The organism is Mesobacillus subterraneus (assembly GCF_023715485.1).
Taxonomy (GTDB): Bacteria; Bacillota; Bacilli; order Bacillales; family Cytobacillaceae; genus Mesobacillus; species Mesobacillus subterraneus_B.
On the sequence record NZ_JAMBOF010000017.1, the window covers coordinates 1 to 12,488 of the forward strand.

Annotated in this window: 12 protein-coding genes; 4 read left to right on the plus strand and 8 right to left on the minus strand. The window is 42.4% G+C overall.

Features of this window, described 5'->3' with window-relative positions:
• Nucleotides 1-831: 831 nt before the first annotated feature.
• The 4 genes from M3204_RS19245 to M3204_RS23785 all read right to left on the minus strand — a co-directional run bounded on the left by M3204_RS19245 (nt 832) and on the right by M3204_RS23785 (nt 3,722).
• The gene (locus M3204_RS19245; protein ID WP_251486324.1) at nt 832-1,401 is read right to left on the minus strand and encodes an isoprenylcysteine carboxyl methyltransferase family protein; all 570 of its coding nucleotides are present in this window, start codon (nt 1,399-1,401) and stop codon (nt 832-834) included.
• A gap of 1 nt (nt 1,402) precedes the next feature.
• Entirely contained in the window at nt 1,403-2,488 is a 1,086-nt protein-coding gene (locus tag M3204_RS19250; protein WP_251486327.1) for a type III polyketide synthase, read from the minus strand.
• Nucleotides 2,489-2,696: 208 nt separating this feature from the next.
• On the minus strand, nt 2,697-3,470 hold the full coding sequence (locus M3204_RS19255) for an SDR family NAD(P)-dependent oxidoreductase (RefSeq protein WP_251486331.1): 774 nt from the start codon (nt 3,468-3,470) through the stop codon (nt 2,697-2,699).
• A gap of 126 nt (nt 3,471-3,596) precedes the next feature.
• Nucleotides 3,597-3,722, minus strand: coding sequence for a hypothetical protein (locus tag M3204_RS23785; protein WP_285856829.1), 126 nt, complete (start codon nt 3,720-3,722; stop codon nt 3,597-3,599).
• Between the two features lie 366 nt (nt 3,723-4,088).
• Here M3204_RS23785 and M3204_RS19260 point away from each other — a divergent pair, with 366 nt between their 5' ends.
• From M3204_RS19260 to M3204_RS19270, 3 genes are read left to right on the plus strand one after another with little or no spacing between them, the layout of a single operon-like run.
• The gene (locus M3204_RS19260; RefSeq protein ID WP_251486335.1) at nt 4,089-4,238 is read left to right on the plus strand and encodes a cytochrome c oxidase subunit 2A; all 150 of its coding nucleotides are present in this window, start codon (nt 4,089-4,091) and stop codon (nt 4,236-4,238) included.
• Nucleotides 4,239-4,265: 27 nt separating this feature from the next.
• On the plus strand, nt 4,266-4,742 hold the full coding sequence (locus M3204_RS19265) for a cytochrome c oxidase subunit II (RefSeq protein ID WP_251486338.1): 477 nt from the start codon (nt 4,266-4,268) through the stop codon (nt 4,740-4,742).
• The gene (locus tag M3204_RS19270; protein ID WP_251486341.1) at nt 4,742-6,397 is read left to right on the plus strand and encodes a b(o/a)3-type cytochrome-c oxidase subunit 1; all 1,656 of its coding nucleotides are present in this window, start codon (nt 4,742-4,744) and stop codon (nt 6,395-6,397) included. Before M3204_RS19265 ends, M3204_RS19270 begins: the two co-directional genes overlap by 1 nt.
• A gap of 138 nt (nt 6,398-6,535) precedes the next feature.
• Here the strand turns inward: M3204_RS19270 and M3204_RS19275 are convergent, their stop codons facing one another.
• From M3204_RS19275 to M3204_RS19285, 3 genes are all read right to left on the minus strand, one after another.
• Nucleotides 6,536-7,450: a DMT family transporter gene (locus tag M3204_RS19275; RefSeq protein ID WP_251486346.1), complete on the minus strand. Its 915-nt coding sequence runs from the start codon at nt 7,448-7,450 to the stop codon at nt 6,536-6,538.
• Nucleotides 7,451-7,497: 47 nt separating this feature from the next.
• Nucleotides 7,498-9,006 (minus strand): carboxypeptidase M32, encoded by a 1,509-nt coding sequence (locus M3204_RS19280; RefSeq protein ID WP_251486349.1) that lies wholly within the window; start codon nt 9,004-9,006, stop codon nt 7,498-7,500.
• A 160-nt stretch (nt 9,007-9,166) separates the two neighbouring features.
• On the minus strand, nt 9,167-9,400 hold the full coding sequence (locus M3204_RS19285; protein ID WP_251486352.1) for a DUF2249 domain-containing protein: 234 nt from the start codon (nt 9,398-9,400) through the stop codon (nt 9,167-9,169).
• A gap of 382 nt (nt 9,401-9,782) precedes the next feature.
• Here M3204_RS19285 and M3204_RS19290 point away from each other — a divergent pair, with 382 nt between their 5' ends.
• Complete coding sequence (locus M3204_RS19290) at nt 9,783-9,929, plus strand: hypothetical protein (RefSeq protein ID WP_251486355.1); 147 nt, start codon at nt 9,783-9,785, stop codon at nt 9,927-9,929.
• A 34-nt stretch (nt 9,930-9,963) separates the two neighbouring features.
• Here the strand turns inward: M3204_RS19290 and M3204_RS19295 are convergent, their stop codons facing one another.
• On the minus strand, nt 9,964-12,327 hold the full coding sequence (locus M3204_RS19295) for a nitric-oxide reductase large subunit (protein WP_251486358.1): 2,364 nt from the start codon (nt 12,325-12,327) through the stop codon (nt 9,964-9,966).
• Nucleotides 12,328-12,488: the final 161 nt, after the last annotated feature.

A 12,488-nucleotide genomic window follows, 5' to 3' on the forward strand; every position in this document is an offset into this window, starting at 1 on the left:
ATAGAGAAAACGGGGCACATAAAGAAAAGATATGTGCCCGGTTAAGGGAGGAAAGGGAATAACGGGGCACATAAAGTAATGATATCTGCCCCGTTAAGTGAGAATAGAGAAAACGGGGCACATAAAGAAAAGATATGTGCCCGGTTAAGGGAGGAAAGGGAATAACGGGGCACATAAAGTAATGATATCTGCCCCGTTAAGTGAGAATAGAGAAAACGGGGCACATAAAGTAGTGATATCTGCCCCGTTAGGTGAGGATAGGGAAAAATCGGTCACTTTCCTAACCCACAATCAGTACTCAGAATGATCGGAGCTGTGTTGATGAATTATGCAGAGGAAGTTGGTAAAAGAATCATTAAAGAAGAAGTAGTGGGCTCGAAGAGAAATTATTGATGTATAGGAAGATGCCCCCCCTTCCAGTGCACCTAAAACCTCCTGCTGTATTACCTGATTTTCGTTAGGAATTATTACACATAATAGTGGACTTGACTCAGAGACCCGAACTATCGGGGCCAAAGCTTGAAATGTCTTTAGCCAGCCCTAGAACACACCTGAGTCTACCTGAAATTTACTTACAACTATTTTTGAGCAAAAAAAAAAGCCCGGACTGCATTCCGGACTTAGTCTAATTGAGAATATATCATTTTAGTGTGGTTTAAGTACATTGCTTAGTACATATTTCATAAGTAAAGTATAAGCAGCCACAGTCGACACAACTAACATAGAAACCATTGATATCACACCATCCTTGGAGTTCGATATTAACTGAGAACTATTTTCATCTTCAAGGAAAGTGTAACACTATTGATTATCATTTTCAATGGCCTAACTTCAACTGTCACACTTATTTAACAAATTCGGAACGAAGCGGCGCTTATTATTGAACTCGCTTTCATATTTTGTCAACTCTCTCAATGCTTTTTCTTCAGCAGGTATCCTGATTGAAAGGATGATGATATTCAATAGAGTAAAAATAGCCATGGTGAAATAAGCATTGAACATCAGCGGGATAACGATCAATTCAACCGCGACTATTAAATAATTCGGATGCTTGATAATTTTGTATGGTCCTTTTTTGACCACTTCCGCTCCAGGAAGGATGATGATTTTTGTATTCCAGAACTTTCCTAACGATGTCAATGCCCATATTCTCATTGCCTGTGTTACTAAAAACAATGCTAGCAGAACTGGCCAGTATGCTGAGAGATTTTTATCAAAATATATTACTTCAAGTATCAAGACAATGAAAAAAGCGGAATGGATGAATACCATTGCAGGATAATGCCCCTGTCCGAATTCAATCGCACCTTTGCTTTTCATCCATGCTTCATTTTTCCGGGCTACTACTAATTCAGTCAACCTCTGAATGATGACCATTCCAACAAAGACGAAAAACAACATATTATTCCCACCTCATTAACAGCAATTCCGAACTAAAGCCTGGCCCAAGCGCGGCAGCAAGTCCAAGGTCCCCTTCCTGGGCAGTCTCCATGAATCTCCTTAAAACATACAAAATCGTCGCTGAGGACATATTTCCATATTCCTTTAAGACATCAAGAGAGATGTTCGTCATCGATTCCGGCAAATTCAGTGCAGAGACATAAGCTTCCAGGACCTTCTTTCCCCCTGGGTGAGCGATAAAATGGTCCAGGTCAGAAACAGTGAACCCATTAGCATTTAAAAAGCGAAGGACATTCGGCTGAAGCCAGGATTCAATTATAGAAGGAATGTCTTTAGAAAATACGACATACAGACCCTCATTTTTAACATCCCATCCCATAACATCAAGCGAGTCAGGCATAGTTGTCGATTGCGTGCCGATAATCTTAGGTGCAGACTGCTTTTTCGTTAACGCTTCATATCCCGATTCTTCACCGCAAATAAGTGTGCACGCAACACCGTCCGCAAACAGCGAGGTTCCAATCAGATTGCTTTTTGACCTGTCATTTCGCTGGAAAGTCAAGCTGCAAAGTTCAATAGAAAGGACCAGGACCTTTGCTTTCGGATAAGCCAGGCAATATTCATAAGCTCGTGAAAGTCCTGCAGCACCCCCAGCACATCCGAGCCCCCAAATCGGGATCCTTTTAGTAAATTGTGATGAAGGAAGGATATTCATGATTCTTGCATCAATACTTGGTGTCGACAATCCTGTACTGCTGATTGTAAAAATTGCATCTATTTCTTCAAAATGAACTTTTCTTTTCAAGAATTCGCTACTTTCGAGGCATTTGGTGATTGCTTCTGCCCCAAGCTCGACAGCTGTCTCGATATAAGCATCATTTTTTTCTTCAAATGAATGATCATGGTCGAACCAATCCAAATCTTTTGCAAAATGCCGTTTCTCTATTTGCCCATTCTGAAAAACAGTAAGCAGCCTTTTTATATCGCTAAAAGATTCATTAAATATTTTTTCAGCAAATTCCATCACTTTTTCTTGTTCAATTGAATGTGGCGGGACTGCTTCTGCAGCGGAAATGATTCTTGGCATGTCTATACTCTCCTCACATATATGTACGGTTACTTTTTCCATTTACCCGAAGAGTATGCAGCCAAACAATTGTTTCTAATTCAAAAGAAAAAAAGGCTTCCCACAAATAGAGGGAAGCCTAACGTTTTGAAGGAGTTGCTGTGCAATTTCATTATACATCGCCGCCAGCCCCTGTACATTATAAAATCTTTACCAGTTGACAACCAGCTCAAAAACCATGAATTGTCATGCCGCCATCCACGAATAATGTCTGTCCTGTCACGTAATTTCCAGCATCGGAGCTTAAAAAGACCACTGGGCCAACAAGTTCTGGCAATTCGCCGATACGTTTTAATGGCGTCACTGCGAGGATATCCTTCACATATTCTTCATCAGAAAGAAGATTTTCAGTTAAAGGTGTTTTGAAATACCAGGGCCCTATGGCGTTCACATTTATTCCGTATTGGCCCCACTCCATTGCAAGCACTTTTGTCATCTGCATGAGCCCAGCTTTCGTGGCGGCATAGACAACGCCCGTCCTAAGGGCGACATGGCCGGCAACAGATGCGATATTGATGATTTTACCACCAGATGACTGGTCTCTCATGATTTCCCCAGCTTCCTGCGACATCATGAACGCAGATTTTAAATTCGTATCCATGATGGTCTGCCATTCCTCATCTGTAGCTTCGAGTGCCTTTGACCGGATATTCATTCCTGCGTTATTAACAAGTATATCGATCTTTCCAAAATGAGACTTCACTTCAACAATCGCCTTATGTACCTGTTCCCTCTTTGTTACATCAGCAGGAAGCACCAATGCTTTTCTTCCAAGACCAATAATCTCTGCAGCCGTACCGTTTAAATCGCCCTCCGTACGTGCCAGCAATGCGACATCAGCACCTGCTTCTGCAAGTCCGATGGCAAGAGCCCTTCCTATTCCACGTCCTGCCCCTGTGACCACAGCAGTCTTCCCTTCAAGTTCAAACGAAGGTAAAAACATGTACATCATCCTCTCAATATTACATTGCCTTTATTTTATCATAATGGTTCTTGGAATGAAGAGATAACGGCTCACCTAACAGCAAAAGCACCGGACAGCCGATGCTTTACTCGTAGTACATGAAGATTATTTTTCATTGGATTGTTTCTGAACTTCAATCCAGATCTTCTTTTCTGCAGCACTGCCGCATTTTTTACAAATCTTCATTTCATCATAGATTAGACGACAATGGTCACAATAAAATTTTTGCATCTATCTCACTTCCTGAAAAAACCATTTTCTATTAGTTTATGATCGGTTTTTTAAATGGTGAGTCCTGTTTCAACATTATATATTTGTTTTGTCAACCCGTTTGGTCACACCTGACTTCCCCACTCACTCGGATTTGCTCATATTTTCACATGTGTATTTTCACAGATTATTCACATTTACCCTACTGGTCATGTGACTTAAATCACTGTATTCATGCGTTTTCACCATTAACATAGTAAATATATCAGGTATGAACAATTTGTGAACTGCACAAAACCATATTTACGTTTCCAAATTGTTTTGTATTATGAGAATGTACTTATTAATTTATTAACTTACTTATTTATGCGAAGGGAGTGGACCGGGATGGCACAGCCTGGAATCGGGAAGAAAACAAACACAAAGGTGGAAGATCAATCTTCCTTGAAAGGAACACTTGCATCGGTTTTCTTGTTGGGGTTCTTTTTAATCATTACATGGGTTGGCGTTTATTTTTTATTTTTAGATCGTTTCTAGAAGAGACCAAAAGGGGAGAAAGAAGATATGCATATTCATAAGTTTGAAAAAATTTGGCTTATATTCGGGATCACGACACTTCTCGTTTTCCTATCAGTCATTGGCGTTAGTGCCTTCTATCTAGGCAATCAGCCTCCAAGCTGTCTTGCGACCATTAATCCTGAGAAGGTGGATACTACAGCACCTTTCGATAAGCCTGGCTTAAAAAAGGTGGAAGGTAAAGAATGGGATTATGAACTAGTTTTCGTAGCATCCGCTTTTGCTTACAACCCTGGACAGGTTGAAGTTCCTAAGGGAGCAAAGGTAAAAGTAATTGCTACTACAAAGGATGTTATCCACGGCTTTGAGGTTGCGGGTACAAATATCAACATGATGCTTGAGCCGGGTTTCATCAGTGAATATGTCACTACTTTTGACAAGGCTGGCGAATATCTGATTGTTTGTAATGAGTACTGTGGTGTAGGCCACCATATGATGTCGTCTAAAATTGAGGTGGTAGAATAATGAGTACGAAGTCAATTAATACAATCGTTGACCGCCGGGATGGCAAATTGGCGATGGCTCACTTTTATGTAGCGTTCATCGCTTTGGCGATTGGGGGTCTAGCAGGCTTGCTGCAGACTTTGGTCCGCTCCGGCAAATACGAACTTCCATGGGGCATCGGTTATTACCAGGTTTTAACCGTGCACGGAGTCGTTTTAGGTCTTGTGTTAACAACATTCTTCATCATGGGCTTCCAGCTTGCAGCTGTCAGTAGGACTTCCGGTGCCTTGACAGATAAGCAGCGAATGACTGGATGGATCGGTTTCTGGCTGATGACAATCGGAACAGTTATGGCCGCGGTCATGATTCTTTTGAATGAAGCTTCTGTACTTTATACTTTTTACGCTCCATTACAGGCACATGCACTTTATTATGTAGGTCTTACACTTGTGATTGTCGGCAGCTGGATTGATGGCGCCGCTTTGATCATGGCTTATGCTTCATGGAGAAAAGCTAATCCTGGCAAACCAAGCCCGCTTCTGACATTCATGGCAATCGTCAATACACTGTTATGGATCGTCGCGACGATTGGCGTTGCTGCTACAGTTTTATTCCAATTGCTTCCTTGGTCACTTGGCCTTGTAGAACGCGTTGATGTATTGGTGAGCCGTACATTATTCTGGTACTTCGGCCACCCGCTTGTTTACTTCTGGCTGTTGCCTGCTTATATGGCATGGTATGCGATTGTTCCAAAAATCATCGGCGGAAAGATTTTCTCTGATTCATTGGCAAGGATGTCCTTTATCCTGTTCCTGTTATTCTCGATTCCGGTGGGTTTCCACCATCAATTGATGGAACCGGGGATTGATCCAGCATGGAAATTCCTTCAGGTTATCCTGACATTCCTTGTAATCATCCCTTCTTTAATGACTGCGTTTTCGTTGTTTGCAACGTTCGAAATGTTTGGCCGTTCAAAGGGTGCTACTGGCCTCTTCGGATGGGTTAAGAAGCTCCCTTGGGGAGATGCGCGTTTCGCGGTGCCATTCATCGGGATGCTCGCTTTCATTCCTGCCGGTGCAGGCGGCGTAATCAACGCTTCCCACCAGCTGAACCAGGTTGTGCATAATACAATCTGGGTAACAGGTCATTTCCATTTAACACTTGCTACATCTGTCATCTTAACGTTCTTCGGGATTTCCTATTGGCTGGTCCCTCACCTGACAGGAAGAGTATTGACAAAAGCAATGAACAAATTAGCTATCATCCAGGCAGTGATTTGGGCAATCGGAATGACATTCATGTCTGGCGCAATGCACGCAGCCGGTTTGCTTGGAGCTCCACGCCGCTCATCATTCTCTACTTACGGAGGATCAGAACAGGCTGCAGAATGGATACCATACCAGGTAGCACAAGCTGTAGGCGGCTCAATCCTGTTCCTTGGAATCATTTTGATGCTTTACATCTTCATCAACCTAGCATTCTTTGCACCTAAAGGAGAGCAGGAATTCCCAGTCGGGGAAGTTGCTGACGCAGCGGAGAAAACTCCGATGGTATTCGAAAACTGGAAGCTCTGGATCGGCATTACCGTACTGCTAATCCTTTTCGCGTACACAATACCATTCATCGACATGATCCAGAATGCGCCTATCGGTTCGAAGGGATATAAATTCTTCTAAACCATAGTACCTTGGTCAGGTTGGAATATTGAATCGAGATTAACTTAAAAAGCACTTCACTGATCAAACAGTGAAGTGCTTTTTTGTGATATCAAAGGAACGTAAGTCACCCGATGCTGGATTCGATTTGAACGATGGTTATCTATAAGCGGACATCTTCGGCTTTTCTTTATTCCTTGCCGGCAGCGAGATATTTACCGCTACTACCGAAATGATGATCAGCATTGAACCCAGCATCTGAAGGATTCCAAGGCGATCACCATATACGATAACCCCGAGCAAGGTGGCAATGATGGGTTCAAGCGTTGCCACCACGGCTGCGGTGCTGCTTTCCGTTCTCTCAAGACCCCACGAGTAGGCAAAGTAAGCGAGCACTGTCGGGAAAATCCCCAGCCCGATTGCGTATAACCATGTATCACCCTGTAACAGAATAGATGATTTTCCTGCGATCCCCGTTGTAGGTACCAGGGCCAATGAAGCAACGATGAATGTATACATAGTAACAGTAAAAGGATGGTACCGCCTTAATGCCACTTTGCCAAAAATACTGTACAATGCATAGCCAAACCCAGCACCAAGTCCAATTAGGATACTGATTGTGGAAAAAGAAGCCCCTGCCTGGCCATTGATCCCAGCAGCCAGGGTACAGCCTACAATCGTCAATAATATCGCCAGCAGCTTTTTCCTGTTGATGCTTTCTTTCAGAAAGATAAAAGACAAAATGGCTACGAATGCAGGAGATGTATATAGCAAGGCAACAGCAATAGGTATATTCATAAGATTAATCGCTGTAAAGTAGGACCAGTTAAAAAAGACAATGCTTAATATACCTGTACCGAAAAAAAGGTGCATATCTTTCAGTCTTACTTTTAGATGGCTCCGAAAGAATGTGATACCTATCAAAAAAAGAATTATTGCAGCGGTGACTACCCTGATTGTGACGATTTCCATTGCGCTGAAACCAGTATTCGACAACCCTTTTACAAAAAAACCAATCAGGCCCCACATTGCTGCAGCAAATGCAATCATGATATAAGGCAATTTTTTAGACATACCTTCACCACACAGAAAAGATGGCAGCTGCACTGCCATCCAAATTTTTAGACTAGATTGTAAACCTTATTATATTTTTCATATAAGTAATCAACTAAATATTTTGCGTTTAGCCCCTCACCGGTTACATCGTTTAAAATCTCCAGCGGTTTTTTCAGTTTTCCATGCTTATGAACTTTTTCTGTCATCCAGTCTTTTACTGGCAATAGATTTCCCTCTTCGAGCAATTCATCGAAGTTCGGCAAATCCTTCAGCATCGCATTTTTGAACTGAGCGGCATACATATAACCCAACGCATAAGATGGGAAATAGCCAAAGCTCCCCCCTGCCCAGTGGACATCCTGGAGTACACCCTGTGCATCATTTTCTGGCCTGATACCAAGATACTGCTCGTATTTTTCATTCCAGATTTGAGGCAGGTCCCTTACTTCGATTTCATCATTGAACAAGCCTTTTTCTATTTCATAACGGACCATTACGTGGAGCGGATATGTAAGCTCGTCTGCCTCGATCCTGATCAAGCTGGGTTTGGATTCATTGATCGCTCTGTAAAACTCCTCAACTTCAACTTCGGAAAACTGGCCTGCTGAATATTGCTGAAGAAGGCTATAGTTATGTTTCCAAAAGGAAAAATTGCGGCCGACAAAGTTTTCATAGAACAAGGATTGAGATTCATGAATCCCCATCGATGTGCCAGAGCTTAAAGGCGTGCCGACAAGTTCCTCGGAAAAGTTCTGTTCATATATGGCATGGCCGCCTTCATGAATTGTGCCGAAAACTGCTGTCCTGAAATCAGCTTCATCATATTTGGTCGTCACTCTTACATCACCAGGGTTAAGCCCCATCGCAAATGGATGCACCGTTTCGTCCAGCCTGCCAGCGTCGAAATCATAGCCCATTTGTTTCAGAATATCAAGGCTGAAGGAACGCTGCTTGTCTTTAGGGAATTTTTTGAATAAGAACGCTGTCTCAGGCTTATCACTTGCAGTGGAAATTTGCTGCACAAGCGGCACGATCTTTTCGCGCAGTTCGCCGAATACCTTGTCTAGTACATCTACAGTGACACCCGGCTCATACATATCGAGCAAAGTATTATATTTGTTTCCTTCTGAGCCCCAATATTGAATGAACCTCTTGGTTGTTTCAACTAATTTTTCAAGGTAAGGTCTGAACAACTCGAAATCCGATTTTTCTTTCGCTTCTTCCCATACTGTCTCTGCCCTGGATTGCAAAATGACATATTCACGGTATTCATCTGCCGGAATTTTTTTGTTGCGGTCATAGTCTTTTCTGCATTCATCCAAAGTTTTACCTGTAATTTCAGACAAACTCGGTTCGTTCGATAGTCTTGCAATGTATGATGCCATTTCTTCAGATGTGGACATATTAAATAATTCCGAAGAAAGTACCCCTATTACTTCTGAACGCTGTTCCGCCCCTTTTTTCGGTGCCCCAGTCCTTAAATCCCAGTAAATCAATGAAAGTGCCTCGCTATAGGCCTGCATTTTCTTGACATAATCTAAGAATCGTTTTTCTATTTTTAGTGTTCCATTCATCCAGTTCACCCCATTTTTCTCTATACAAATCATCTTATCATACTTTTCTGATATTTTGGTTTCCGAAAAATAAAAAAACAACAGGCGAGCCTGTTGCGAGAGGAATCAGATATTAGCATATCTTTTTAATCAATATAATTCATCGAGAATGAGGTATTAGTTACTTAGTTTTCCCGATGGCCACACGCCAGGTTTCAGGTCCCTCTTCAAGGTATTCCCATGAAAAGGCTTCCGGACGCTCCATCATGAATTGGTACTGAAGCGGCCTTGGATCATGGTCATTCACGATCTGCATGAATTCTCCTGTTTTCAATGAATCGAAGTTTTGAAATATAGTAGGGTGCTTTTCCCGCGGTGCATAATCAGGTACGTTAATAATTACGTTAAAAGTCATTTTGCTCTCTCCTTTTAAACTTATTTACTTTACATTTATATTTTAAGATTTCCAGAGGAACTCTGTAGTGAGCGGTGTCACAGATTCACTATGATATTGTTAATCAATATTTTCATTGGACGGACACTTCCATCATTACCGGTACTAGTTTATCCGATAGAATGATTTTGAAGCTGGTTTATTCCTTCAAAGCCCTGCTCCTATGTTAATATGTGAATTGGTATATTCAATAAAACTTTAAAACCCAGAATTCATATAACAACCTGGCTCATAAAAGAACCTTGATTAAAATATAATCACCGAATACGAACACAGGATTGGCAACTTAAAAAGAGGAACTTCTAACGCCAGGTAGAACTAAATTATCAGGAGGGGGATCTTTATGAGAGAATTGGTCGGAACCTGCCAGCAATGCGGCAAGGAAATTTTTTGCCTGGATGGTTTCCTGAATGGCGTCCATACGAAGGATGGAAAAATATTATGTTTTGATTGTGAAAAGGGTGTTGAAGAATCTATAGATGCAAAATAAAATCCGCAAAGCAATCGCTCTGCGGATTTTACAATTAATCTTCTTCTACTGCAAGATCCATAACAGGCAGTGGCTCTTCCTCTTTGTGAGTCACCTTGCGTAGATTAAATAGTGCTTTGATACTGAATAGCGCCAGGGCGGCTACACCAATTAAGAAAATGGTGTCGGGGATTGCCCTGAGAGTCAGCAGCATTTCTACTGTTTCCTGTTTTAGGAAAGCTGATGAACGTGAAGCTGCGTATCCATTGAAGAATGCTTCTTTAATCTGGAGATATCCAACTGGAAGCAACGACAGGAATACCATTCCCGCAAGGCCTGTGTTAAGCATGATGACAATGAACTTCACCCATTTGTCGCTCCATTTATCCGGCTTCACGATATTGCGCAATGAATAGACAAGAACTGCTCCTGCGAACATGCCGTATACACCCATCATCGATGCATGTCCGTGTGTTGGAGTGAGGAACTGCCCGTGCTCGAAGAAACTGACTGCAGGCAGATTGATCAAGAAGCCGAGCACCCCAGCACCCACAAGGTTCCATACTGCTACGGAAATCAAAAACCAGAAAGTACCTTTATAAGGGAAATCCACTCCACCGTCACGCATCATTTTATACTGTTCATACGCTTCCAAAATCAGAAGAGTCAATGGAATAACTTCAAGCGCTGAAAAAACTGCTCCTAAAGCAATCCAAACTTCAGCAGATCCGTTGTAATAGTAGTGGTGTCCAATTCCGATCACTCCGGCTCCCATCAACAGGATTAATTGGAAGTACAATGCTTTTACTGTTGATTTCTTCGTAACAAGCTTCATCTGGACCATCAAGAACCCAATAACGACTACCGCGAAAACTTCAAAGATACCCTCTACCCATAGATGGATAATCCACCAGCGCCAGTAATCGGCGAACGTGTAGTGTGTTCCAGGATTGATCATGAATGCGAAGAAGTAAAATGCTGGCACCGCTATCGCTGAGTAGAACAATAAATGGATCAGGCCACCTTTATCTGTCTCACGCTTTAATCCGCTCTTAATACCGCGGAACACAATGTACAGCCAAATCAACATTCCAACAGCGAGTATGAATTGCCAGATGCGGCCGAGTTCAAGGTATTCCCAGCCCTGATGGCCTAATAGGAACCAATTGTTTCCGAGATAACCATTTGCCCCGAGCCACTGGCCAATCATGCTGCCAGCTACAAGGACTACTAATGCCCAGAAAAGAATGTCGACCAATAATCCCTGGCGCTTTGGTTCATGTCCGCCAACAAGCGGGGCGACGAATATTCCCATTCCAAGCCATGCTGTTGCAATCCAGAAAATTGCGAGCTGCAGATGGAAACCTTTCGTAATGTTGAATGGCAGGATATCGTGAACCCATTTCATCCCGAAGAAGCTGTCAGGTTCGATATAATAGTGGGCCAGCAACGCCCCGAACATGGCCTGCACAAAGAACAGCACAGATACAACCGCGAAATACTTTCCTGTTTTCAATTGAGATGAAGTAAGCGGCAATTTTCTCAAATCTATTTTAGGGAAATTCCCTTCTGTATAAGCTTCTTGCATTCCCAGATGGTAACGATAGAATACAAACAAGATCAAGCCTACAAAGAAAATTAATAATGTCACGCTGGCGCCGCTCCACCAGACTGCTGAGAATGACATTGTGTTCCCAGCGTCTTCATAATATGGCCAGTTATTAGTATAAGTGATCTTATCGTCAGGTCTTTGTGTACTGGATAGCCATGCAGTCCAGAAGAAGAAGTCAGCGATTTGTTCGATCTGGTCGCCTTTCGATACCCAGGCGCGCTCCCCGTCCGGCATATGTTTCTCCTGGATCAGTCCTGGTTTTAGACCCCATTGGTCACCCTCTGTGAAAATTGTATGATAGAATTCCCTGACTTTTTGGTGTCCATAGATCTGTGCATCTGTCAGTACCAGCTTATCTGTATCTGGCACATAACGATTCTCACGCATTTCCTTCATGACATTGTCACGGATGATCGTTTGATCATCCTTCGTTAAATCTTTGAAATCATTGCTGTATTTTTCTTGAGACCTGAAGTCCTGCATCCCTTCAGTGTATATTTTCAGGGCTTCTGCTGTATAATCGGGACCCATATACGATCCGTGTCCCAATACAGTACCGTAATCCATCAGCCCATATTTTTGGAAGACAGCCTGACCTCCCATGATGCTTTCCTTCGTTAAAATGACCTCACCTTTATCGCTTGTTACTTCAAGCGGCCTTGGAGCCATTTCTTTAAAAATCCAGTATCCCCCTGTCAGAAGCACTGTAAAGCTAACTAATAATGTAATGATGAGTACGGATTTCAACAGTGAGTTTCGATTCTTCTTGATCACTGCCTTCGTGGATGTCCCATGCTGGATTTCCATATTCCATACATCCCCTTCCTGTTTGATTTACACCTTTAGTTTAAGCGGAAAGAGTTTTAATGGTTGTGAAGTACTTCATTTGATAGGTGTGATTTTTCCCACAGGAATGAGAATTATTTTCATAAAAACGTCAAAATATGATTCAGGTCACTTAGCCAGCC

What these genes read in the sequence shown, in the direction of transcription:
- M3204_RS19245 (WP_251486324.1), bottom strand. Translation starts at nt 1,401, where the DNA reads ATGTTGTTTTTCGTCTTTGTTGGAATGGTCATCATTCAGAGGTTGACT.
- M3204_RS19250 (WP_251486327.1), bottom strand. Translation starts at nt 2,488, where the DNA reads ATGCCAAGAATCATTTCCGCTGCAGAAGCAGTCCCGCCACATTCAATT.
- M3204_RS19255 (WP_251486331.1), bottom strand. Translation starts at nt 3,470, where the DNA reads ATGTTTTTACCTTCGTTTGAACTTGAAGGGAAGACTGCTGTGGTCACA.
- M3204_RS23785 (WP_285856829.1), bottom strand. Translation starts at nt 3,722, where the DNA reads ATGCAAAAATTTTATTGTGACCATTGTCGTCTAATCTATGATGAAATG.
- M3204_RS19260 (WP_251486335.1), top strand. Translation starts at nt 4,089, where the DNA reads ATGGCACAGCCTGGAATCGGGAAGAAAACAAACACAAAGGTGGAAGAT.
- M3204_RS19265 (WP_251486338.1), top strand. Translation starts at nt 4,266, where the DNA reads ATGCATATTCATAAGTTTGAAAAAATTTGGCTTATATTCGGGATCACG.
- M3204_RS19270 (WP_251486341.1), top strand. Translation starts at nt 4,742, where the DNA reads ATGAGTACGAAGTCAATTAATACAATCGTTGACCGCCGGGATGGCAAA.
- M3204_RS19275 (WP_251486346.1), bottom strand. Translation starts at nt 7,450, where the DNA reads ATGTCTAAAAAATTGCCTTATATCATGATTGCATTTGCTGCAGCAATG.
- M3204_RS19280 (WP_251486349.1), bottom strand. Translation starts at nt 9,006, where the DNA reads ATGAATGGAACACTAAAAATAGAAAAACGATTCTTAGATTATGTCAAG.
- M3204_RS19285 (WP_251486352.1), bottom strand. Translation starts at nt 9,400, where the DNA reads ATGACTTTTAACGTAATTATTAACGTACCTGATTATGCACCGCGGGAA.
- M3204_RS19290 (WP_251486355.1), top strand. Translation starts at nt 9,783, where the DNA reads ATGAGAGAATTGGTCGGAACCTGCCAGCAATGCGGCAAGGAAATTTTT.
- M3204_RS19295 (WP_251486358.1), bottom strand. Translation starts at nt 12,327, where the DNA reads ATGGAAATCCAGCATGGGACATCCACGAAGGCAGTGATCAAGAAGAAT.